Origin of the sequence: Thermomonospora cellulosilytica, from assembly GCF_014138835.1 — a bacterium.
Classification (GTDB): domain Bacteria; phylum Actinomycetota; class Actinomycetes; order Streptosporangiales; family Streptosporangiaceae; genus Thermomonospora; species Thermomonospora amylolytica.
This window is the reverse complement of the sequence record NZ_JACJII010000001.1, coordinates 2585431-2607938: the sequence shown is the minus strand read 5'-3', so window position 1 is coordinate 2607938 and position 22508 is coordinate 2585431. Positions and strand designations below refer to the sequence as shown.

Annotated in this window: 22 protein-coding genes and 1 tRNA gene; 8 read left to right on the top strand and 15 right to left on the bottom strand. The window is 72.8% G+C overall.

The genetic code is table 11. The features are described from left to right. Positions 1-2: 2 nt before the first annotated feature. Both HNR21_RS12355 and HNR21_RS12350 read right to left on the bottom strand, forming a co-directional pair. The gene (locus HNR21_RS12355) at positions 3-980 is read right to left on the bottom strand and encodes an alpha/beta hydrolase (protein WP_312881000.1); all 978 of its coding nucleotides are present in this window, start codon (positions 978-980) and stop codon (positions 3-5) included. 83 nt (positions 981-1063) lie between these two features. Then, a complete protein-coding gene (locus HNR21_RS12350; RefSeq protein WP_182705306.1) occupies positions 1064-2212 on the bottom strand; it encodes a cystathionine gamma-synthase in 1149 nt (382 codons plus the stop codon). A gap of 160 nt (positions 2213-2372) precedes the next feature. Between HNR21_RS12350 and HNR21_RS12345 the strand changes: the two genes are divergently transcribed. Together HNR21_RS12345 and HNR21_RS12340 are read left to right on the top strand one after the other, a co-directional pair. Beyond that, a complete protein-coding gene (locus HNR21_RS12345) occupies positions 2373-4538 on the top strand; it encodes an MMPL family transporter (RefSeq protein WP_182705305.1) in 2166 nt (721 codons plus the stop codon). A 461-nt stretch (positions 4539-4999) separates the two neighbouring features. Continuing rightward, complete coding sequence (locus HNR21_RS12340) at positions 5000-5674, top strand: hypothetical protein (protein ID WP_220500137.1); 675 nt, start codon at positions 5000-5002, stop codon at positions 5672-5674. 148 nt (positions 5675-5822) lie between these two features. On the opposite strand, the gene HNR21_RS12335 is transcribed toward HNR21_RS12340, so the two are convergent. The 4 genes from HNR21_RS12335 to HNR21_RS12320 are packed head-to-tail and all read right to left on the bottom strand — an operon-like array spanning position 5823 to position 8042. Next, a complete protein-coding gene (locus HNR21_RS12335) occupies positions 5823-6128 on the bottom strand; it encodes a hypothetical protein (RefSeq protein WP_182705303.1) in 306 nt (101 codons plus the stop codon). Next, positions 6125-6505, bottom strand: a complete 381-nt coding sequence (locus tag HNR21_RS12330; RefSeq protein WP_182705302.1) for an SgcJ/EcaC family oxidoreductase — start codon at positions 6503-6505, stop codon at positions 6125-6127. The genes HNR21_RS12335 and HNR21_RS12330 overlap by 4 nt, the downstream gene beginning before the upstream one ends. A gap of 43 nt (positions 6506-6548) precedes the next feature. Then, entirely contained in the window at positions 6549-7133 is a 585-nt protein-coding gene (locus HNR21_RS12325) for a PadR family transcriptional regulator (RefSeq protein ID WP_182705301.1), read from the bottom strand. A gap of 60 nt (positions 7134-7193) precedes the next feature. Beyond that, entirely contained in the window at positions 7194-8042 is an 849-nt protein-coding gene (locus HNR21_RS12320; protein WP_182705300.1) for an alpha/beta fold hydrolase, read from the bottom strand. Positions 8043-8128: 86 nt separating this feature from the next. Between HNR21_RS12320 and HNR21_RS12315 the strand changes: the two genes are divergently transcribed. Beyond that, complete coding sequence (locus HNR21_RS12315; protein WP_182705299.1) at positions 8129-8845, top strand: TetR/AcrR family transcriptional regulator; 717 nt, start codon at positions 8129-8131, stop codon at positions 8843-8845. 150 nt (positions 8846-8995) lie between these two features. Here the strand turns inward: HNR21_RS12315 and HNR21_RS12310 are convergent, their stop codons facing one another. Further along, the gene (locus tag HNR21_RS12310; protein WP_119727308.1) at positions 8996-10363 is read right to left on the bottom strand and encodes a cystathionine beta-synthase; all 1368 of its coding nucleotides are present in this window, start codon (positions 10361-10363) and stop codon (positions 8996-8998) included. A gap of 198 nt (positions 10364-10561) precedes the next feature. Between HNR21_RS12310 and HNR21_RS12305 the strand changes: the two genes are divergently transcribed. The 4 genes from HNR21_RS12305 (at position 10562) to HNR21_RS12290 (ending at position 14804) form a co-directional block, all read left to right on the top strand. Continuing rightward, positions 10562-11593 carry an SGNH/GDSL hydrolase family protein gene (locus HNR21_RS12305; protein ID WP_182705298.1) on the top strand — a complete coding sequence of 344 codons (1032 nt, stop codon included), beginning with the start codon at positions 10562-10564 and terminating at the stop codon, positions 11591-11593. A 151-nt stretch (positions 11594-11744) separates the two neighbouring features. After that, positions 11745-13064, top strand: a complete 1320-nt coding sequence (locus HNR21_RS12300; protein ID WP_246442116.1) for an outer membrane protein assembly factor BamB family protein — start codon at positions 11745-11747, stop codon at positions 13062-13064. A 133-nt stretch (positions 13065-13197) separates the two neighbouring features. Further along, positions 13198-14418 (top strand): acetyl-CoA C-acetyltransferase, encoded by a 1221-nt coding sequence (locus HNR21_RS12295; RefSeq protein WP_182705296.1) that lies wholly within the window; start codon positions 13198-13200, stop codon positions 14416-14418. Between the two features lie 158 nt (positions 14419-14576). Next, complete coding sequence (locus HNR21_RS12290; RefSeq protein WP_119727304.1) at positions 14577-14804, top strand: DUF4287 domain-containing protein; 228 nt, start codon at positions 14577-14579, stop codon at positions 14802-14804. A 71-nt stretch (positions 14805-14875) separates the two neighbouring features. Here HNR21_RS12290 and HNR21_RS12285 read toward each other — a convergent pair whose 3' ends face one another. The 5 genes from HNR21_RS12285 to HNR21_RS12265 all read right to left on the bottom strand — a co-directional run bounded on the left by HNR21_RS12285 (position 14876) and on the right by HNR21_RS12265 (position 19742). Then, positions 14876-15667 (bottom strand): Bax inhibitor-1/YccA family protein, encoded by a 792-nt coding sequence (locus HNR21_RS12285; protein WP_119727303.1) that lies wholly within the window; start codon positions 15665-15667, stop codon positions 14876-14878. 156 nt (positions 15668-15823) lie between these two features. After that, positions 15824-15897: transfer RNA gene (locus tag HNR21_RS12280), tRNA-Leu, on the bottom strand. Between the two features lie 127 nt (positions 15898-16024). Beyond that, the gene (locus tag HNR21_RS12275; protein WP_182705295.1) at positions 16025-17326 is read right to left on the bottom strand and encodes a class I SAM-dependent methyltransferase; all 1302 of its coding nucleotides are present in this window, start codon (positions 17324-17326) and stop codon (positions 16025-16027) included. Positions 17327-17344: 18 nt separating this feature from the next. After that, entirely contained in the window at positions 17345-18709 is a 1365-nt protein-coding gene (locus HNR21_RS12270) for an NAD(P)/FAD-dependent oxidoreductase (RefSeq protein WP_182705294.1), read from the bottom strand. A 211-nt stretch (positions 18710-18920) separates the two neighbouring features. Beyond that, entirely contained in the window at positions 18921-19742 is an 822-nt protein-coding gene (locus tag HNR21_RS12265; RefSeq protein ID WP_182705293.1) for a uracil-DNA glycosylase, read from the bottom strand. 113 nt (positions 19743-19855) lie between these two features. Here HNR21_RS12265 and HNR21_RS12260 point away from each other — a divergent pair, with 113 nt between their 5' ends. Next, positions 19856-20506: a DUF2510 domain-containing protein gene (locus tag HNR21_RS12260; RefSeq protein WP_220500135.1), complete on the top strand. Its 651-nt coding sequence runs from the start codon at positions 19856-19858 to the stop codon at positions 20504-20506. 67 nt (positions 20507-20573) lie between these two features. Here the strand turns inward: HNR21_RS12260 and HNR21_RS12255 are convergent, their stop codons facing one another. The 3 genes from HNR21_RS12255 to HNR21_RS12245 are packed head-to-tail and all read right to left on the bottom strand — an operon-like array spanning position 20574 to position 22503. Beyond that, a complete protein-coding gene (locus tag HNR21_RS12255) occupies positions 20574-21509 on the bottom strand; it encodes a Ppx/GppA phosphatase family protein (protein WP_182705291.1) in 936 nt (311 codons plus the stop codon). Then, positions 21506-22045, bottom strand: coding sequence for a DUF501 domain-containing protein (locus HNR21_RS12250; RefSeq protein WP_182705290.1), 540 nt, complete (start codon positions 22043-22045; stop codon positions 21506-21508). The genes HNR21_RS12255 and HNR21_RS12250 overlap by 4 nt, the downstream gene beginning before the upstream one ends. Positions 22046-22077: 32 nt before the next feature. Next, complete coding sequence (locus HNR21_RS12245; protein ID WP_312880999.1) at positions 22078-22503, bottom strand: FtsB family cell division protein; 426 nt, start codon at positions 22501-22503, stop codon at positions 22078-22080. Positions 22504-22508: the final 5 nt, after the last annotated feature.

Genomic DNA, 22508 nt, shown 5'->3' with positions numbered 1-22508 from the left:
GCCTAGCGTCCGACCGTCCGGTCGATCCAGCGGGCCATCGCGTCGAAGCGGGCGGGGTCGCGCAGCAGCGCCCCGCCGTGCGCGTTGCCCGGGAGGACCTGCACGGTGGCCTGCACCCCGGCGGAGTTGAGCACGCTGGCCAGCATCCTGCCGTGCACGGCCGGGACGAACTCGTCCGCGCCGTGCATCAGCAGCATCGGGGCGTCCCCCGTCCCGGCGTGGCTGGTGGGGGAGGCGTCCTCCATCCGTTCGAAGCAGGCGGTGTCGGCGTCCGGCGCCTCCGGGTCGCAGCCCAGCAGTTCGCGCACCGCCTGGCGGAGCCTGCGGCGCGGGCGGTCGGCGCCCGGGACCACGCCGTCGTGGTAGGCCCGCTCGAGGGAGACCACCGGGGACAGCGCCACGACGCCGCGGACCCGCGCGCCGCCCTCGCCCAGGGTGCCGAGCTGGGTGGCCAGGTGACCGCCCGCCGAGGAGCCGACGACCACGATGCGGTCCGGGTCGAGGTTCCACCGGCGGGCGTTCCGCTTGATGTAGGCCAGCGCGGCGGTCAGGTCGGCGCGCTGCGCTGGCCACCGGGCGGGGATGAGCCGGTAGTTGGCGGCGAACACCACGTAGCCGCGGCCGGCCAGCTTGCGGGCGGCGTACCTCCAGTCGGACTTGTCACCGGACCGCCAGTAGCCGCCGTGCACCACCAGGACGCCTGGGCGCCGCCGGTCGGCGTCGTGCCAGTAGGCGTCCAGCCGCTGCCGCTCGGCGGGGCCGTAGGCGTAGGTCCGGGTGTTCGGCAGCTCGGGGGTGATCATGACGGCCCGTGCGGTGACGGTGCCGTCCGAGGCCGGCGGCCGGGCGGATGGCGGCGCGGTCGTGGACGGCGGCGCGGTCGCGGGCGGCGACGGCCGCGTGCCCGCCTCGGCCGGGACGACCGCGGCGGACAGCGTCACCGCGGCCAGCGCCGTTCCGTAGACCATCGCCTTGCGCACCGATGCCACCTCCGAGCGGAAACCCAACGGAGATTTTGACATGTCCGGGCGCCGGCATGGATCTTGTCCCGCGAACCCGCCGGTCAGCCCAGCGCCTGCCGCAGGTCCTCCAGCAGGTCCTCGGCGCTCTCGATGCCGACCGACAGCCGGACCAGGTCGTCGGGGACCTCCAGCGGCGACCCGGCCGCCGACGCGTGGGTCATCCTGGCCGGATGCTCGATCAGCGACTCCACGCCGCCCAGCGACTCGCCGAGGGTGAACAGCCTCGTCCGCTCGCACACCCGCAGCGCCGCCTCGGCCGACTCCATCCGGAACGAGACCATCCCGCCGAACGCCTTCATCTGCTTGGCGGCGATCTCGTGGCCCGGATGGCCGGGCAGCCCCGGGTACAGCACGGTGCGCACCGCCGGGTGGGCGGTGAGCATGTCCACGACGGCGGCGGCGTTGGCGCAGTGCCGGTCCATCCGCACACCGAGCGTCTTGATGCCGCGCAGCGTCAGCCAGGAGTCGAACGGCCCGGCGACCGCGCCCATCGCGTTCTGGTGGAAGGCCAGCCGCTCCCCCAGCTCGGCGTCGGAGGTCACCAGCGCGCCGCCCACCACGTCGGAGTGACCGCCCAGGTACTTGGTGGTGGAGTGCACCACCACGTGCGCGCCCAGCGTCAGCGGGCGCTGCAGGTACGGCGAGGCGAACGTGTTGTCGACCACCAGCAGCACCCCGTGGTCGCGGGCGACGGCGGCCAGCCCCTCGATGTCGGCGATGCCCAGCAGCGGGTTGGTGGGCGTCTCCACCCAGATCGCCTTGGTCTCCGGCCGCACGGCCGCCCGGACGGCGTCGAGGTCGGCCAGCGGCACCGGGTCGTAGGCCACGCCCCACCGCTCGTACACCTTGGCGAACAGCCGGTAGGTGCCGCCGTAGGCGTCGTTCGGCACGATGACGTGGTCGCCGGGCACGCAGACGGTGCGCAGCAGCGCGTCCTCGGCGGCCAGGCCGGAGGCGAACGCCAGCCCCCGCACGCCGCCCTCCAGCGCCGCCAGGCACTCCTCCAGCGCCGTGCGCGTCGGGTTGGCCGACCGGCTGTACTCGTATCCTCCGCGCAGGCCGCCCACGCCGTCCTGCTTGTAGGTGGAGACCTGGTAGATCGGGGGGACCACCGCGCCGGTCGTCGGGTCGGGTTCCTGTCCCGCGTGGATGGCCAGGGTCTCGAATCCCCGGTGAACGTCGTTGTCCATGAAACACGAGGCTAATGCCCCTGCGCCCCTCCTGGAGGAGGAGGGCATCCCCCGCAGGTATCAGCGACGATTTCCCCGCCGCGGCCGAATCGCCCGAAGGATCTGGTCCGTACCGTCTTGGGGGTAATCACACAGATCCCATGTTCCAAGGAAGGCGCGGATGTTCGCTGCACTGGCACGCGTCGTCGTAAGACACCCGTGGTGGACGATAGCGGCCTGGCTGGTCGCGGCCGTCGCCATCATCGGGCTGTCCCCCGAGCTGAAGACCGAATCCGACCAGAGTGAGTTCCTGCCCTCGAAGTACGAGTCGGTGCAGGCCATGGAGATCGCCCAGCGGGCGTTCCCGCAACAGGCCGAGCTGAACGCGCTGATCGTGGTGCAGCGGGCCGACGGACGGCCGATCACTCCGGCCGACAGCGCGAAGATCGCGCAGGCCGCGCAGACCATGACGGCGAACGTCAAGAAGTACGCCACCGTCCAGGGCTTCGTGACCAACGAGCAGGCGGTGGCGCCCAACAAGTCGATCCAGCTGATCACCGTGCCGATGAAGACGGCGGCCGGGACGGAGGAGACCAAGGCCCAGTCCAAGGCGATCAAGGACATCCGCACCGACCTGCCCAAGGCGCTGGGCTCCGGGCTGGAGGCCAAGGTCGGCGGTGAGATCGCCGCCTGGGTGGACAACGAGGACTCCTTCGCCCAGGCCTTCGCGATCGTCAGCATCGCCACGTTCGTACTGATCATCGGACTGATCCTGCTGATCTTCCGGGCGCCGCTGGCGGCGGTGCTGCCGATCCTGGTGATCATGGCCGCCGAGCAGGTGTCGATGGGCTTGATCGGCGCGGCGTCCAAGGTGCTGGACTTCTCCGGTGACGACAGCCTGCAGATCATCCTGACCGTGGTGATGTTCGGCGTCGGCGCCGACTACTACCTGTTCCTGCTGTTCCGCTACCGGGAGCGGCTGCGCGCCGGCGAGGACAAGAAGACCGCCCTGATCAGCGCGGTGGAGCGGGTCGGCGAGGTGATCACCTCGGCGGCGGCGGCGATCGCGGTGACCTTCCTGGTGCTGATGCTGGCCTCGTTCGGGATCTTCTCCGCCTGGGGTCCGTCGCTGGCCATCGGCGTGGTGATGATGGGCATCACCTCGCTCACGCTGTTCCCGGCGCTGCTGTCGCTGCTGGGCACCGCGGTGTTCTGGCCGTCGAAGTCGTGGAAGAAGCAGCCCAGGGGCGCCATGGCGGGCCGGCTGGGCACGCTGGTCGGCAGGCGGCCCGCGGTGGTCGCGCTGGCCTCGGCCGCCCTGCTGGCGGCGCTGGCCGCGGGCGCGTTCAGCTTCAAGTCCGACTACGACTTCCAGGCCAGCTTCCCGCAGGACACCGAGTCCGCCCAGGCCACCAAGGACATGCAGAAGGGCTTCCCGGCCGGGCAGACCACCCCGGTCGAGGTGATCGTGCGGTCCACCGACGGGCAGCCGCTCACCCCCGCCGAGCTGAACGCCTTCGGGCAGCAGGCCAGGTCGCTGGAGGGCGTGGGCGCGGTGCAGCCCGCCGAGATCAGCAAGTCCGACCCCACGGTCGGCCGGGTCAACCTGATCCTGGACGGCAACCCCAACAGCAACGAGTCCATCAACCTGCTCAAGGACGACCTGGGCCCGGCGGTGCACGACATCGCCCCGCAGGGCACCGAGGTCAAGGTCGGCGGCGCCACCGCGGCCTACGGCGACATCAACCGGGTGGTCAACCGCGACCTGTCGGTGATCCTGCCGGTCGCCGGGGTGCTGATCGCGCTGATCCTGCTGGCGCTGCTGCGCTCGGTGGTGGCCCCGATCTACCTGGTCCCGGCGGTGCTGCTGGGCTTCGCCGCGACCCTGGGCTCGGCGGTGTACGTCTTCCAGGGCCTGATGGACAAGCCCGGGGAGATCTTCCATCTGCCGATCATGCTGTACCTGTTCGTGCTGGCCATCGGGACCGACTACAACATCCTGATGACCGCCCGGCTGCGCGAGGAGGCCAGGGCGGGCAACGAGCCGCGCAAGGCCGCCGCCCTGGCCGTCGAGCACGGCGGCCCGACGGTCGCCGCCGCCGGGCTGATCCTGGCCGGCACCTTCTCGGTGATGCTGCTGGCCCCGGTCTCGATGCTCCAGCAGATGGGCTTCTCCATCGCCCTCGGCATCGCCCTGTCGGCGTTCGTGATGTCCATCTTCCTGGTCCCGGGCATCACCGCCCTGCTCGGCCACAAGGCATGGTGGCCCGGCCACGCCGACGAGCCCAAGAAGGACCAGGCCCCCGGCGACCCCTCCCTCACCAAGGAGCCGGCGGCCCGGCACTAGAACGTCAGGTCACGGGGGCGATCGTTTCCAGCCGCCCACGCCCGGAGCCGCCCCCGTGACCTGACCCGCCCAACCGATGAGGGCCCGCACCCGCGGGCCCTCATCCCTTTCTCCGCCCCCTCACGTCGAGATCGGACCGACGACAGGACGGCACGAGAACGACAGGCCCACCGCGCGGCCGGGAAGATCGAACGGCCCGGCCCAGGGCAGAAGTAAAGACGTTTCAAATCCGCCCACAACAAGACTTAGACCAGGCGCCGAGCCTCATGGACTAGTGTGGCCATATATGGACCCCCGGGTCGCGGAGCGTGAAACTGTCGCGGTGCATCCGCCTGCGCTCCCATGATCAGTCGACAACAAGGGGGCTTCTGATGTTGAGGACCACAGTTCCCACGCATCGGACGCACACCAGCTCCGTTGCGGCGATAGTCATGACGATACTTGCCCTCACGGCCGCCTGCGTGTCGGTGGAGACCGGCGGGAACACCCCTTCGCCGTCGCCTTCGAGCAATGGCGACGACATCATCGGCAGCTGGACCGGTAACTGCGCCGGGACGGAGAACCTCGAATTCCGCAATGACGGGACCCTCGTCATGGACGGGGACGAGGTTCGCTGGTTCAGACGTGACAGCAGGACCATGGTCGTCACCACCGATGACGACACCACACATGTGGTCGACTTCAGGGTCGAGGGCGACCGGCTCGCGTTAACCGGCGACCTGCTGTCCTCGTGCACCCTCACTCGAGGAGCGGCGAAGAGCATTCATACGCCCACCCCTTCACCCGAGGCGCCGAACGAACCCGAGGAGCCGAGCGAGCCCGCGCCGGCTCCCGACCCGTGCCCGTCGACGGTCGCGGCGGAACTGCCGCCCGGCGCGGGCCCGGGGAGCACACTGATCGCGGCATATCTTTCCGCCGACTTCGAGATCACGCTGTGCTCTGACGCCACCGGGCAGGTTTATTACCATGGGGCCGGCCGGGTCAGCGGCAACTCGATCACGCTGCCCGCACAGTACGAGAATGGAGCTTATATGGCACAGGACGGGAGCTACCTGTACCAGGTCAGGGATCAGAGAATCATGGTCACGAATGACGGAGAGGTGCTCGTCGACCAGCCGTTGGAGCGGATTTCCTAGCAAAGAACCAGAGCCTTCGACCCGCTCTCGGCCAGTGCGAGCGGCCACGACTTCACCGGGCTGTTGCTCCCGGCTCGGCGGAAAGGGAACGAAAGGCAGTGCGAGCGCCCCCCGAGGCGTTCGCCGATGTGTTCACGGTGGTGGTCGGTCAGGGGTTGAGAGTGTGCAGCAGTTTCTGGAAACCGTCGTGCACCTCGGCCTGGAAGCCGACGAAGAAGCGGTTGGCGAGGGGGACGGCCCAGCGGGCGGTGGTGGCGGCGTTGAAGACCAGCAGGGTCACCCGGGTGCCCTGGTCCCCGGGTGACAGGTGGTACTCGGCCCGGTACCACCAGCCGCCCTGGACCACGATGAGCCCGTCCTCCGTTCGGGCGCCCTCCAGGAGTTCGAGCAGCCTGCGTCGCACGTCCGCGATGGGCGCCGCCACGTGGCCGGTCGCCTCGGCGAGCGGCTTCACGACGCCACGCCGGGAACGGGAGTGCGGAGGGTCTTCTGGAAGGAGCCGAAGCGCCAGCCCTTCCCCTGGCGCACCGCGGTGAGGGTGATCACGGAGTCCCGGTCGCCGCCGCCGGACGTCACGACGACCGCGACGTCCGAGGTGAGGAAGCGGATCCTGGGGGTGTCCCGGATGGCCAGGCGCGATCCCCTGGCCGGTCCCGCGAACAGATCCCGGTGGACCGCCTCGATCGCGGCGCGGCCGGTCATGTTCTGGCCGGACCAGGTGATGTAGTCGGCGTCCTCGACGAACAGCCCGGCGTAGGCGGCGGCGTCGCCGTCGTTCCAGGCCTCGACCAGGCGCTCCAGCGACTCCAGAACGGCCGCTTCTTCGAACATCTCGTCCTCCTCGAGGTCGTTGCCCGCCGGGACGGCGGCCGGTTCAGTCCCCGCCCTCCCCTCCGGGTGTCTCCGCCGACGGGTCGGGCCAGCTCAGCTCACCCGAGCGCAGGTCCTCCAGGACGCCGCGCACCCAGGCGAGTTCGGCGGTGTGCAGGGCCCGTGCGTACTCGGTCTCCAGGAGCAGGACCCTGGGCAGGTCGAGCGTCGCGAGGGCGGCCTCGGCGGCGGCGACCGCCCCTTCCAGGGCGGCGGCACGCGCCTGCAGGTAACGGGCGGCCTCGGCGGGCGGGAGGACGCCGATCAGGGAGGTCGCCGTGTACATGGCGCTGGTGTCGGGGTCGAGGCGTTCCATCATCCGCCGCAGCCGGTGCACCAGTTCGCCGCGGCCCTCGTCGGTGATCCGGTAGATGGTGCGCTCCGGCCCCCTGCCCTCCCGATCGGTCCCCACCGCCTCGATCAGCCCGTCCCGGGCCAGGCGGTCGACGGCGTGGTACAGGCTGCGCGGCAGGCCCGAGATGTAGTCCTTGTGGGTGTCCACGATGAACCGGTGCATCTGGTAGGGATGCCGGGGCCGTTGCAGCAGGAACGCCAGCACGGTCGTCCCGACCAGATCCCATCGCCCCATCGCGCCTCCCAGCTATGGCAAGTTGCACTATAGCAAACTGCCATAGCAACCCGGGGCCGTTCAGGGGACGGCGGCGGTCCAGAAGCCGGCGAGCAGGGCGTTGAGTTCGGCCGGGGCGTCCACGTGGGGGTAGTGGGCGGCGCCGGGGACGGACACGTGGCGGGCGCCGATCCGGTCGGCGGTGATGCGGGCGCAGGCCATGAGCGGCACTCCACCGTGTTCCCGGTAGGGGGCGGGGGCGGTCTCCCAGGTTCCGGAGACGACCAGTTTGGGGAACGCGGCGGCGTTCAGGGCGGGCAGCGGGATCCCGGCCTCCCAGCACACGCGCTCGCGCATGGCGGTGGAGACGGCGCGCAGCCGCCGCGGGGTCGGCTCCAGCGGCGGCATGCCGGTCGAGCCGGCGACGGCCCGCAGCCACTGCTCGGGCGTCATCTGCGGAAGGTCGGCGTAGGCGGCGCGGTTGGCGCGCAACGCCGCCGCCACGGCCGGATCGTCGGCCGCCGCCTGGTAGCAGCCGGGTTCGATCAGCGTCAGCGACCGCACCGCCTCGGGGCGGCGGGCCGCCGCGAGCATCACCCCCACCCCGCCGTAGGAGTGGCCCACCAGGTGCGCCCCGTCACCGAGCAGTTCGGCGATGTCGTCGGCGTCGGCCAGATAGTCACCGGCGAACGCCTCCCCGGCGTCCGGGCTGTCGCCGTACCCGCGCCGGTCCACCAGCAGCAACCGGAAGCGGCCGGCCAGCGGGCGCTGCGCGGCGAACCCGAACACCGGGTCGTCGCCCCAGGCGGTGGAGCCGTGCACGAAGATCACCGGCGGTCCGGCGGTCTCCGCGCCCAGCGCGGTCACGTGCACACGGCCCGACAGCGGCCCGTTCGCCCGGAAGACCCGTACGGCGGCGGAGGGGGACATGGGCACTCCTTAAACATCGTTCAATGACCCTGAACGTTGTATAGGAGTGCCGAACGAGCCGCGTCAACCCCGGTACGGTGACCTTCGTGCCGACCTCAGACCCCTCCGCCGGATCGGTGTGGCTGCGTCCCGAGCGCCCGCCGCGCGACCGGCGGCTCGACCGCGGCCGGATCGTCGCCGCCGCCGTCGCCGTGCTGGACGCCGAGGGCCACCGGGGCCTGTCGATGCGCCGGATCGCCGCCGATCTCGGAGTGACCGCGGGCTCGCTGTACTGGTACGTGAACGGCAAGGACGACCTGCTGGAACTGGCGCTGGACCACGTGCTGGGAGAGGTGCGGGCCGACCCCGAGGAGCCGGACTGGCGGCGCGCCCTCGGCGACCTGGCGCGCTCCCAGCGCGCGATGCTGCTGCGCCACCGGTGGGTGCTGCCGGAACTGGCCGTCCGCCCCAACCTGGGGCCGAACGCGCTGGCGCTGGCCGAGACCGGGCTGGGGCTGCTGGCGCGGGCCGGTTTCGCCGACGCCGACCTGGACGCCGCGATGGCGGCGCTCAACGATCACGTGGTCGGCGCGGTCATCGCCGAGATCTCCTGGCGGGACGCGCTGGCGCGGATGAGGGACACCGGGACCGGCTGGGCCGAGCAGGCCGCCGACCACCTGCGCCGGGTGTCCGAACGCCATCCGCTGCTGGCCCGCCGGATGGCCGCGACCCGCGAGATCGACGTGGAACGCGAGAGCGTGCGGCGGTTCGAGTTCGCCCTGCAGTGCCTGCTGGACGGGCTGGCCGCACGCCGCCCGCGATGACTCCGGCCCCGGGCCGGGGGCGACCGCGATCACCGGGGCGCCGCTCCCGCAGATCCACCGCAGGCGCCGCGGTCGCGGACGCCGACGCACCCCGACCCGCCCGAGTGGAACGGACGTGCCCGTTCCACTCGGGCGGCGGGACGCGTCCGGTCAGCTCGCCAGGTGGCTGAGGATGTCCTGACGGGTGAGCAGGCCGGTGGGCTTGCCGTCGTCCAGGACGACGACGGCGCCGGACTTCTCCAGGACGGCGACGGCCTTGCTGACCGGATCGCCCGCGCCGATCATCGGCAGGGGCTCGGCCATGTGCTCCTCGACCCGGTCGGGGAGCTTGGCGTGGCCGCCGACCAGCGCGGTGAGCAGGTCCTTCTCACGGATGGCGCCGACCACCTCGGCGGCCATGACGGGCGGCTCCTCCTTCATGACGGGGAGCTGGGAGACGCCGTACTCGCGCATGATCCCGATGGCCGTCTCCACCGTCTCGTACGGGTGGACGTGGACGAACGCGGGCAGGCCGGAGTTCTTGCCGGCCAGCACCTCGCGGACGGTCGCCTCCTCGGTGGGCGCGGACAGGAAGCCGTAGCTGGCCATCCAGTCGTCGTTGAAGATCTTGGACAGGTAGCCGCGTCCGCCGTCGGGCAGCAGCACCACGACGACGGCGTCGGGCTCGGCACGGCGGGCCACGTCCAGGGCCGCCACCACCGCCATCCCGCAGGACCCGCCGACCAGCAGGGCCTCCTCGCGGGCCAGCCGCCGGGTCATGGTGAACGAGTCCTTGTCGGAGATCGCGATGACCTCGTCGCAGATCGTCCGGTCGTAGGTGGCCGGCCAGATGTCCTCGCCGACGCCCTCGACCAGGTAGGGGCGGCCGCTGCCGCCGGAGTAGACCGAGCCCTCGGGGTCGGCGCCGATGATCTTCACCCGGCCGCCGGAGACCTCCTTGAGGTAGCGGCCGGTGCCGCTGATGGTGCCGCCGGTGCCGATGCCCGCCACGAAGTGGGTGATGCGGCCCTCGGTCTGCTCCCAGATCTCCGGGCCGGTGGTCTCGTAGTGCGAACGGGGGTTGTCGGGGTTGGAGTACTGGTCGGGCTTCCAGGCCCCGGGGATCTCGGCGGCCAGCCGGTCCGACACCGAGTAGTAGGAGTCGGGGTGGTCGGGGGCGACGGCGGTGGGGCAGACCACCACCTCGGCGCCGTACGCCCGCAACACGTCGATCTTGTCCTGGGCCACCTTGTCGGGGCAGACGAACACGCAGCGGTAGCCGCGCTCCTGCGCCACGATCGCCAGGCCCACCCCGGTGTTCCCGCTGGTCGGCTCGACGATGGTGCCGCCGGGCCGGAGCCTGCCGTCCCGCTCGGCGGCTTCGACCATCCGGACCGCGATGCGGTCCTTCACCGAGCCGCCGGGATTGAAGTACTCGACCTTGGCCAGCACCTGTGGGGCCAGTCCCTCGGTCACCTTGCGCAGCCGAACGAGCGGGGTGTCGCCCATCAGCTCGGTCAGCGAGTCATGTACACGCACGATCGACGTCCTTGTCGGATTCCTGCCGCGAATGTGCGTCGCGCTCTCATTGCACTCGTGTTCAACAGAGCTGCAACGACGCATCGTCGGATAAATTCTCTAACCAGACGGTATCCGACGACGGCGTTCGGGGGGATCGGACCTCCACACACTGATCACACCGCGTGACGACACGGCGGGGAACGGGGCGGGTGAGCGATGCTGAGGGCGCGCACGGCACGGCGGATCGCGACGGCGGCGGTGTACGGCGGCGGTGGGATCACGGCGTTGGGCGGGTTGACGTTCGGTCTGCTGGTCGCGGAGGCCAAGATGGCCCGCCGGATCATCCAGGCCACCCCGAACGGCGATCCGCCGGTGGCCGACGGGGTGTACGGGGCCCGGCTGCCGGGCGAGCCGATCTCGTTCGCGGTGCTGGGCGACTCCACCGCCGCCGGGCTGGGCGTGCACCGGCCCGACGAGACCCCCGGCGCGCTGCTGGCCACCGGGCTGTCGGCGATCGCCGGCCGACCGGTGCGGCTGACCAACGTGGCGCGTTCCGGATCGCGCAGCGAGGCGCTGGAAGGGCAGGTCACCCAGGCGCTGACGGCCCGTCCGGACATCGCGGTGATCATGATCGGGGCCAACGACGTGACCGCCCGGATCCCCCCGGCGACCTCGGTGCGGCATCTGGACAACGCGGTGCGCCGGCTGCTGGCCACCGGCTGCAAGGTGGTCGTCGGCACCTGCCCGGACCTGGGCTCGGTCGAGCCGCTGATGCAGCCGCTGCGGTGGATCGCGCGGCGCGCCAGCCGGCAGCTGGCCGCCGCGCAGACGATCGCGGTGGTCGAGCGGGGCGGCCGGACGGTGTCGCTGGGCGACCTGCTGGGCCGGGAGTTCGCCGCCGACCCGCGGGAGATGTTCTCCTCCGATCGTTACCATCCGTCTGCGCGAGGTTACGCCGCGGCGGCCATGGCGCTGCTACCGTCGATGGCGGCCGCGCTGGGTCTGGAGCCCGAACCCGAGCTGGAGCCCGAACCCGGGCGCGGCGTCGGTGTCCTCCCCGTCTACCTCGCGGCGGCCGAGGCCGCCGAGGAGCCCGGCACGGAGGTGGCCGGCACCCGGGTGGAGGGCCGCGAACGCGGTCCCCGGGGCCGCTGGGTCACCCTGCTGCGGCGCCGCGGCGCGCCGGCCGACGACGAGCCGGACGGCCCGGCGGCCGAGGTCGCGCCGGGTCCGGCGGGCGCCGTCTGACGGCCGGGCGGGTCCGTCCCGTCCGCCGCCCGTCCCGACAAAACCGCACACTCCACGCCCCGCACGCTCCGTCAGCACCCCCTGGAGTCCGCCCATGCCGAGGCACGCCCAGCATCGGCCACCGTCCGCATCGCCACGGACACTCTCCGCCATGCTCGCCGGTGCGGCCCTGATGGCGTCCGGCTGCTCCGGAACACCCGGCCCGCCCGCCACGGTCACGCCCGTCCCGCGCTGGTCGGACCCGTCGGTGAACGCGGTGAGCCGGCCGATGAGCGGGAGCGGTGTCACCGCGGTGACCGCGCTGCGGCCCGACGGGGCGCTGGAGACCGCCGTGTACGACCTGGCCACCGGGAACCGCCGCTGGTCGCGCCCGGCCACCATGGCGGGGCGGCCGCCGGGTCTGGGCGTGCAGCCGCCCGCGGTGGCCGGGCCGCCCGCCGCGCCTGTGGTGGCGGCCCTGGAGCCGCGCCGGTCCGGCCGATGGCGGGCGGCGCTGGTGGTACGGGACGCGCGGACCGGCGCGCAGCGCTGGTCCCGGCCGGTGGACTCGACGTTCGGCCCGGCGCGGTGCGGCCCGCACGTGTGCCTGGCGGAGTCCACCGCCCGTCACGATCCCAGGTTCGTGGCCCTGGACCATGCCACCGGCCGCCCGCTGTGGCGGATCCCGGGGATCGCGGAGGTGGTGGCGGCCACCGGGCGGCGCGTGGTGGTCTTCCGGCTGACCCGGCGGCCGGTGCTGGAGAGCCGGGACCTGCGCACCGGCCGGGTGCTGTGGACGTTCCCCGTCGAGCGGGCGGTGGGCCGGGGCGTCAACCTGGCGGGCGGCTGGGCGTTCGCCGCGACCGGCGACATGATCGTGGGCTATCTGGCCCCCTACGCCGAACGGGCGGGCCGGCCGCTGTCGGCGTTCGGCTTCTTCGGGCTGCGGACGCACGACGGGCGGCCGGTGTGGACGCGCCGGGGCCTGCTGCGCGTCTATCCCAGCCCCAGCCCGGCGGTGGCGCCGCTCACCCGGGCGGTGGACGGCCGCGGCCGGTACGGGGACTTCGCGCGCCTCGACCCGCGGACCGGCCGGACGCTGGGGCGGGTTCCGGCGGAGCGGGCCCCCGGGTCGGCGTGGTGGCTGGCGTTCCCCGCCGACCTGTCCCGGCTGGGGTTCCTGGCGCTGGGCGGTCCCGGCGGGGCGGCGGACCTGCGCGGCGGCGGCCGGGTCCCGGCGCGCGGCGTGCTGGCCTGGTCGTTCTGCACGGTCGACCCGGCCCAGTTGCGGATCGAGGGGCAGCACGGGTTCTTCCCGGTCGCCCCGCTGTGCGCCTACGACCTGGGCACCGGCCGGAAGGCGGCGGACCCGGGCCCGCCGCCGGGCTGGTACACCGGCGCGACCGACGGCTGGCGGGTATGGCGGGACGAACAGGGAATGCTGCACGCCGTGCGCGACACCACCGGAACGATGCCGGGCATGTACGGCTGACCAGGTCGGCGCATCGGGGCCGAGGGAACGCGCACAAGGCCGCACCCCGGGATGTGCCGGCCGGGGCGCAACGGCTAAGTTGCGGTATATGACCGGCGAGTAACACCGGTCGCCGACGAAGAGGGAGACCCACATGCCCGAGGCCGTCATCGTCTCGACCGCCCGGTCGCCGATCGGACGCGCGTTCAAGGGGTCGCTGAAGGACATGCGTCCGGACGACCTCACCGCCCAGATGGTCACCGCCGCGATGGCCAAGGTCCCGCAGCTGAGCCCGGACGACATCGACGACCTGCTGCTGGGCTGCGGCCTGCCGGGCGGCGAGCAGGGCTACAACATGGCCCGCGTGGTCGCGGTGCTGCTGGGCTGGGACCAGGTGCCCGGCGCGACCGTCACCCGGTACTGCTCCTCCTCGCTGCAGACCACCCGGATGGCGCTGCACGCCATCAAGGCCGGCGAGGCCGACGTGATCGTCTCCGCCGGGGTGGAGACCGTCAGCCGGTTCGCCAAGGGCAGCAGCGACGGCCTGCCGGACACCGAGAACCCCCTGTTCAACGAGGCCAAGGAGCGCACCGCCAAGGCCGCCGAGGGCGGCGCCGGGGTCTGGCGCGACCCGCGCGAGGACGGCAGGCTGCCCGACGTCTACATCGCGATGGGCCAGACCGCCGAGAACGTCGCCTCGCTGCGCGGGGTCTCCCGCCAGGCGCAGGACGAGTTCGGCGTGCGCTCGCAGAACCTGGCCGAGAAGGCGCTGGCCAACGGGTTCTGGGAGACCGACATCACCCCGGTGACGCTGCCCGACGGCACCGTCGTGTCCAAGGACGACGGCCCGCGGCCCGGCACCACCTACGAGAAGGTCAGCCAGCTCCAGCCGGTGTTCCGGCCGGACGGCACGGTCACCGCCGGCAACTGCTGCCCGCTCAACGACGGCGCCGCCGCGGTGGTCATCATGAGCGACACCAAGGCCGCCGAGCTGGGCATCACCCCGCTGGCCCGGATCGTGTCCACCGGCGTGTCCGGGCTGTCCCCGGAGATCATGGGGCTGGGCCCGGTGGAGGCGTCCCGGCGGGCGCTGGCCAAGGCCGGGATGACCATCGACGACATCGACCTGGTGGAGATCAACGAGGCGTTCGCCGCCCAGGTGCTGCCGTCGGCCGAGGACCTCGGCGTCGACATGGACAAGCTGAACGTCAACGGCGGCGCCATCGCGGTCGGCCACCCGTTCGGCATGACCGGCGCCCGGATCACCTCCACGCTGGTCAACAGCCTGCGCTTCCACGACAAGCAGTTCGGGCTGGAGACCATGTGCGTCGGCGGCGGCCAGGGCATGGCGATGATCGTCGAGCGGCTGAGCTGACCCCGTTTTCGATCGCGGCCCGCCCCCTCGGGAGGCGGGCCGCTCGCCGTCCACGGCAAATGATCTACGTTACGTGTTGGATAGGTCCCCGTTAGGGGGTTGTCACCGAGCCGTCCCTGTTGCATTGTCGGCACAAGAGCCCGCCACTGGAGGTGCCGATGTCACTGAACCACTCGCCGGAAACGCACTCCAAGCTCCTCGCGCGCATCCCCCAGGTCACGGGACGTGACCTTCCCGAGTGGTTCGAGACGATCGAGAACGGACCGTCGTTCCTCCGCTGCGAGGAACGGTCGCACTGGCTGGCCGACGAGCACGGGCTGTCCCGCGGTTACGCCGCGGCGATCGTCCGTGAGCACGAGCGCACCCGCCGGCTCCGCCACTACTGACGGCCCGCGAACGTCGAAGCGGCCCCCGCCGTGCCCGGCGGGGGCCGCTTTCGCGTGCGGCCGGCTTCCGGCTACTCGCGGAAGTACGACAGCAGGCGCAGCAGCTCCAGGTAGATCCAGACCAGGCTGAGCACCAGGCCGAACGCGCAGTACCAGGCGAACTTCTCCGGGGCCCCGGCGCGGACGCCCTGCTCGACCATGTCGAAGTCCAGCAGCAGGAAGAAGCAGCCCAGCAGGATGGCCACCACGCTGAAGGTGATGCCCAGCGGGCCGTTGTCACGGATGCCCAGGTCGGTGTCGGTGAACACGGCGAGCAGCAGGTTCACCAGCATCAGGCCCATCATCGCGAATCCGGCGGCGATGACGAACCGGGCCAGCTTGGGCGTCATCCGGATGATGCGCAGCGAGTGCACCGCCAGCGTGCCGCCGAACGCCAGCGCGGTGCCGATCACCGCCTGGAAGACGATGCCGTTGTAGAGGTTCTCGTAGTAGCTGCTGATCGCGCCGACGCCGACGCCGTACAACGCGGAGAAGGTCAGCACCAACGGCGCGTTGGCCTTCTGCGTGAAGGTGATGAACGCCCACAGGCCGAACTGGAGCACGAAGGCGACCAGGCCGACCGTCAGCGCGGTCGGCAGCGGCAGCAGCGCCCAGGTCAGCGCGCCGGCCAGCATCAGCGTGCCGAGCGCCAGGAAGCCCTTGACCACCACGTCGTCGATGGTCATCGTGCGCTGCACCGGGGGCGTGTGAGCCGGCCGGCCGTACATGTCCTGTACCTGCTGCGGCCCCGGCGCGTACCCTGCGCCGCCGGCCATCTGCTGCCCGAAGCGGTCGCTCCGGAAAGCGGGGTTGTGGCTCTGCATCGCTGGCCTCCGAACTACACGTTCCTTCGACCAGTGTAGACGTGGGGACCCGTCCCGGCGTTCCCGGCGATCATGACGGGTCGGTATCGATACCGGACGCCCTCGGGCGGCGCCGCCGTCCGCAAGCGCCCGAAAAGGGCGCGAAGACCGATTCAGTGCCCCCGGTCGGATTCGAACCGACACCGAAGGCCCTTTTAGGGGGCCTGCCTCTCCCGTTGGGCCACGGGGGCGGCGCCAGCCTATCGAAACCGGCGGGAAAATAAGGCACTCCCGTATTGGACCGAGCCCGGCTTTTGCCCTTTCCAGGACCGAATATTTCCCGAACTCCGGCACTTCCCCACAAATTTCCCGCGCCGCTCAGCGTCCGCCGGGGCGCGCCGCCAGCGCGTCCACCACCGAGTCCCCGGCCCGGCCGTCGCGGTCCCGGCGCACCGCGTGGATCTCGTGCACCCCGATCCGGCCGCTCTCGCACGCCAGCGCGGAGGCGGCCAGGTACAGCAGCCACACCCGGGCCCGGCCGGGGGTGGCCAGCTCCCCGCACTCGGTCCAGTGCCGGCGCAGGTTGGCCGCCCACGACCGCAGGGTGCGGGCGTAGTGCTCGCGCAGCGCGGTGATCTGCCGGACCTCCAGCCCGGACTGCTCCAGCAGCGAGACCACCTCGCCCAGCGGCCGCAGCTCGCCGTCCTCGGGGAACATGTAGCTGGTGGTGAACGTGCGGCGGACCTGGTGCGGGCCGGGACGGCGCAGCGTCTGCTGCACCAGCAGCCGCCCGCCGGGGGCCAGCAGCTCGTGCAGCCGGCCGGCGGGCAGCCCCGACGAGCCGATCCCGCCGCCCAGCTCCGCCCCGCCCAGGCCCACGATCGCGTCGTACGGCCCGTCCCCGGCCGCGGACAGGTCCCCCAGCCGCGGCTCCACCCGGTCGGCCAGCCCCGTCTCGGCGGCCCGTTCCCGGACGTGGTCGGCCTGGGCGCGGGAGCGGGTCAGCCCCACCACCCGCACCGACTCCTTGCGCGCGGCGTGGAAGGCGAACGCGCCCCAGCCGCAGTTCAGGTCCAGCACCCGGGCGCCGGGGAACAGGCCCAGCCGTTCGGTGACCGCCTCGCGCATGGCGCGCTGGGCCTCCTCCAGGTCGTGGGCGCCGTCCCAGTCGCCGCAGCTGTAGGCCATGCTGTCGCCCAGCAGCAGCCGGAAGAACTCCGCCGACTCGCCGAACGGCCCGGCCCGGTCGCCGCCCTGCCCGGCCGGGAACTCCTCCGGCGGCGGCTTGGGCTCGGGACCCACCGCGCCCAGCATCACCGCGGTGCGGACGATCTCCCGCTTGTCGTCGCTGCTCAGCCGGATCGGCTCGTCGCCGTGCCGCATCACCGCCTGCACCGCGCCCAGCGCGGCGAAGATGTCGCCCTCGATGTCCAGATCACCGGCCACGTAGGCGCGGACCAGGCCCATCTCGCCGGGCTTCCACAGCAGCCGGCGCAGCGCCCGGCGGTGCCGGATCACGAACGCCGGGGCCGTGGCCGGGCCGATCGAACTGCCGTCCCAGGCCCGCACCCGCACCGGCAGCTCGGCGGCGGCGGACTGCGGGTCGTCGGGGGCGTGGTCCGGGCCCAGCATGATCCTGGTCAGCAACGGCGCGAGCCGTACGGCGACACCGTCCTGCATGCCCGGCCCACCTTCCTGTCAGCGCCGGAGCGAGGGCTCCCGGCGTCCCGCCGCCAGCGAGAACTCCTCCCGCGGGCGGTGGATCTCCCCCATGGAGACGATCTCACGGCGGAAGAACGTCGCCAGCGTCCAGTCCGCGGTCACCCTGGCCTTGCGGTTGACCGTCGGCATCCGAGACAGATGGTAAGTCCGGTGCAGGAACCAGGCGGGCAATCCCTTGAGCTTGATCCCGTAGACGTTCGCCACACCCTTGTAAAGTCCCAGCCCGGCCACCGACCCGGCGTAGGCGTGCTTGTACGGCCGGCGGGGCCTGCCGCGCAGGTCGGCCACCAGGTTGTCGGCCAGCCTGCGGGCCTGCCGGACGGCGTGCTGGGCGTTGGGCGCGGTGAACTCGCCGGGCTTGGTCAGGTCGGGCACCGCGGCGTTGTCCCCGGCGGCGTACACCCCGTCCAGCCCGACCACCACCAGGTCCGCGCCGACCCTGACCCGGCCGCGCTCGTCCAGCGGCAGGTCGGTGTCCCGCAGCAGCGGGTGGGGCTTGACCCCGGCGGTCCACACCAGCGTCCCGGCGTCGAACTCCTCGCCGTCGCTGAGCGTGATGCGGCCGTTCTCGGCGGACTTGAGCTGGGTGTTCAGCCTGACCTCGATGCCGCGGCGGCGCAGCGCCTCCACGGTCCACCGGCCCATCTCCGCGCCGACCTCCGGCAGGATCCGGCCGGTGGCCTCCACCAGCACCCAGCGCATGTCGCCGGCGTCGATGTTCGGGTACCACCGGCAGGCGTCGCGGGCCATGTCCTCCAGTTCGCCCAGCGCCTCCACGCCGGCGAACCCGCCGCCGACGAACACGAACGTCAGCGCCCGGCGGCGGATGTCCGCGCGCTGGGTGGACGCCGCGATGTCCATCTGGGCCAGCACGTGGTTGCGCAGGTAGATGGCCTCGCCGAGGCTCTTGAAGCCGATGCCGCACTCGGCCAGCCCGGGGATCGGCAGCGTCCGGGAGATGGAGCCGACCGCCACCACCAGCCTGTCGTAGGGGACCTCGCGGTCGCCGTCCTCGTGCAGTTCGGCGCCCACCACGCGGACGGTGGCGCGCCGGGCGGCGTGGTCGATCCGCAGCACCCGGCCGTTCAGCAGGGTGCAGCGGTGCAGCACCCGCCGCAGGGGGGCGACGACGTGCCGGGGCTCCAGGTTGCCGGCCGCCGCCTCGGGCAGGAACGGGTGGTAGGTCATGTACGACTGGGGTTCGACGACGGTGATCTGCACCTGGCCCCGGGAGATCTCCCGGCGGAGCCGGCGCTGCAGCCGCAGCGCGGTGTACATGCCGACATAACCACCGCCGACGACGAGGATCCGTGTGGTCTTGCGCGTGCGCGTATCAGACATGCGGGTCCGGTACCCCCCGCATGGGAGGTGTCACGTGATCCCCGTCGTACGGGCCGCACGGGAAGATCCGGAAGAAACCCGCCGATCTCGCGAACCACACCGGGCACGGCCGCATCTCATCTGGCGAGCGGGGGATGCCGGCGGGTCAGGGCCCGACGGGGGCGCCCAGCGGTTCCGTACCGCTGGGCAAGGCCCTGACCCGGCCCGCACCTCACTCCGCGAGGCGGCGGGCGCGGCCGAACACGGCGTCCAGCATCTCCTCGGTGACCCGGCCGGTGAACGTGTTCTGCTGGCTGGGGTGGTAGCAGCCCAGCAGCGTCACCCGGTCGAACGGCGTCCCCTCCGGCGGGATCAGCGGCACCTCGGCGCCGTGGCCGAACGCCGGGCGCGGGCGCGGCAGGCCGTAGCCCGCCTTCCGCAGCGCCGGCCACATCCCCTGCCAGGCGTAGCCGCCGAGCGCGACGACCACCCGGACGGACCCGGCGGCCTCGGCGACCTCGCGTTCCAGCCACGGCAGGCAGGCGGCGCGTTCGGCCGGGGTGGGCTTGTTGTCGGGCGGGGCGCACCGGACGGTGGCCGCCATCCGGGCGCCGAGCAGGCGCTGGCCGTCGGCGGCGTGGACGCTGGTCGGCCGCGCCGCCAGGCCCGTGCGGTGCAGGGACGCGAACAGCCAGTCGCCGCTGCGGTCCCCGGTGAAGATCCGGCCGGTGCGGTTGCCGCCGTGGGCGGCCGGGGCCAGCCCGACGATCAGGACGCGGGGCTCCTCGTCGCCCCAGCCCGGCACCGGGCGGCCCCAGTACTCCTGGTCGGCGTACGCCCGGCGGCGCCGCACCGCGACCTGCTCCCGCCACTCCACCAGCCGCGGGCAGGCCCGGCACACCGACTGGCGGGCGCACAGCTCGTGCAGGGTGGGGGCTTCGGCGGCCAGGGCGCGGACCTCGTCGGGGGTGTGCGCGACGGGGGTGGCGGGAGTGGCCGGGTCGCCGGGCCATCCCGAACCCGGAGGAACGAAGGGGGCGTTGGCGGAGGTCACGGACCGATCCTCGCATGCGCCGGGAACCCGCCGGCCGGGCCGGGCGGAACACCGTTTGCACGGGTCCGGCGGAGGATACGATCAAGCGAGTCGCCGGTGCTCGGAGGTGCGCGTTGAGTCAGCCGGGCTGGTACTCCGATCCCCACGGTTCGGGCCGCCTGCGGTGGTGGGACGGGCAGCGCTGGACCGAGCACGTCCACCCGCCCGAACCGCAGCAGGCGCCGCAGCCGCAACAGCCGCAACAGGCGCAGCAGCCCGCCGCCGACGCGGTGGTCGCGGACGTGCGCGGATACCGCCTGCACGCCGACCGGCAGGGCATCGCCTACGGCAGCGCCTCGATGGTCTGGGCGGTCGTCGAATGGGTGGCGTACTGGCCGACCGGGCAGGGCCAGTGGGTGTTCCAGGTGGGGCGCGAGCCGTTCCACGGCGGGCCGCGCGTCGAGGTGGTCTGCGACCAGGAGGACCTGTGGAACCGGCTGGTGGAGCTGTGCCGGTCCCATGTCGAGCCGCGGCTGGTCGCCGAGCTGGCCGGGCGGGTGCGGGCCGGGGAGCGGATCGACGTGGGCGCCGGGCTGGGCGTGCATCCCGGCGGGCTGAACGGCGGGCGGGTCTCGCTGGGCTGGACCGCGGTCGGCGGCGCGAGCATCCGGGAGGGCAAGGTGTGGCTGCACCAGGCCGGCACCGAGGCCCCGGTGCTCTACGTCCCGCAGCAGAACCCGAACGCGGTGATCATCCCGGCGCTGCTGGCCGAGCTGAAGCGCTGAGCCGCCCCCCCGAGGGGACGGGCCCCCGGATCCCCGTGAAGCTCGCTCTACCGCGGTCGTCCGCCCCTCAGACCAGCGACCAGGCCAGTCCGTCCAGGATGTCGTGCTCGCTGACCACCACCGCGCCGAACCCGTACTCGCGCATGATCCGGTCCAGGATCAGCGCGCCCATGCCGATCACGTCGACCCGGCCGGGATGCATCACCCCGATGGCCGCCCGCTCGTCGTGCGTCATCCGCAGCAGGTCGCGGGTGACCTGGTGGACCTGAGCGGCGGTGATCCGGGACAGGTGGATCCGGCCGGGGTCGTACTCGGCCAGGCCGAGCGCGATCCCCGCCACCGTGGTCACCGATCCGGCCAGCCCGACCAGCGTGCGGGCCTCGTCCACCGGGACGGTCTCGCGGACGGCGGCCAGCGCGGCGTCGATGTCGGCGACCGCGGCGGCGATCTGCTCGGGGGCGGGCGGCGCGCCCGGCTCGGCCTGGCCGGGGCGGACGTGCCGTTCGGTCATCCGGACGCAGCCGATGTTGACCGACCGGGCGGCCTGCGCGTGCGAGGAGCCCAGCACGAACTCCGTCGAGCCGCCGCCGATGTCCACCACCAGGTAGGGACGCGGCGGGCGCAGCTCGGCCAGTTCCCGGGTGGCCCCCAGGAACGACAGCTCCGCCTCCTCGTCCCCGGTGATCACCTCCGGCTCGACCCCGAAGACGTCCAGCACCCCGGCGACGAACTCGTCCCGGTTGGCGGCGTCGCGGGTGGCGCTGGTGGCCGCGACCCGGACCCGCTCGGCCCCGTGCTGGTCGATCAGCTTGGCGTAGCCGCGCATCGCGGTGAAGGTGCGCTCCAGCGCCTGCGGGGCCAGCCGCCCGGTGCGGTCCACGCCCTCGCCGAGCCGGACGATCTCCATCCGGCGTTCCAGGTCGGTCAGCCTGCCGCCGGCGATGTCGGCGATCAGCAGGCGGACCGAGTTGGTCCCGCAGTCGACGGCCGCCACCCGGGTCATCGATCTCCACCTTCCTGCTCGACGCGTACGCAGGGGCCGCCCCGCCACCACTCCGGCAGGGCGTCCAGGGCCTCGCGGCCGAACGGGTTGACGCCGGGCGCGGCCAGCTCGTGGGCGACCAGCGCGTGCAGGCACTTGACCCGCTCGGGCATGCCGCCGGCGCTCTGGGTGCCGGGCGGCAGCGGCTCGATGCCGTCCTCGTGCGCCGCCTCGTCCCGGCGCCGCACGTAGTCGGCGTGCGCGGCGGCGTACCGTTCGGCCAGCTCGGGGTCCTCGGCCAGCCGCTCCTGCATCCGGCGCATGGTGCCGCCGGCCTCCAGGGTGCCGATCGCCGACGCCGCCTTGGGGCAGGTCAGGTAGTACAGCGTGGGGAACGGGGTGCCGTCGGGCAACCGCGGGGCGGTCTCGATCACGTCGGGCAGCCCGCACGGGCAGCGGTGCGCCACCGCGCGGACCCCGCGCGGCGTGCGGCCGAGCTGCTCGGCGACGGCGGCCAGGTCCGCGGGGGCGGGCCCGTCCTGGCGTCGGTCGGTCACACCTTCCTCGCAATCGGCCGGCGGGCGGCCGGTCAGGGGCGGTCGGCGGCCTCCACCGACCGCCACAGCGTCTCGTACCAGGGGGGCTTGCGGGCGGGGCCGGTCTGCTGGGGGGCGTCGTCGGCGCCGCCGTCCAGCACCACGTAGCACTTCTCCCCCGGCATGCAGTAGTGCAGCCGCCGCCGCGCCTCGCGCTTGATGTACGCCTCGTCGGACAGCCGCCGCCTGTGCTCGGCGAGCCGTTCCACCTCCCGCTGGGCGAGGCGTTCGCGGTGGCGCAGCTCGGCGATCTCCTGGCGCTGGGCGATGTACTCGCGCACAGGGTAGGCCAGGGTGAGCGCGATCGCGCACACCACCAGCGCCAGGATGGCCGCCCGGCCGGTCAGATGGCCGCGGGGCCGCCGGTCGTCGTCATCGGGGACGTCGCCGGCGGCCCGGGGGCCGCGCGTGTCCGGCACGGCGG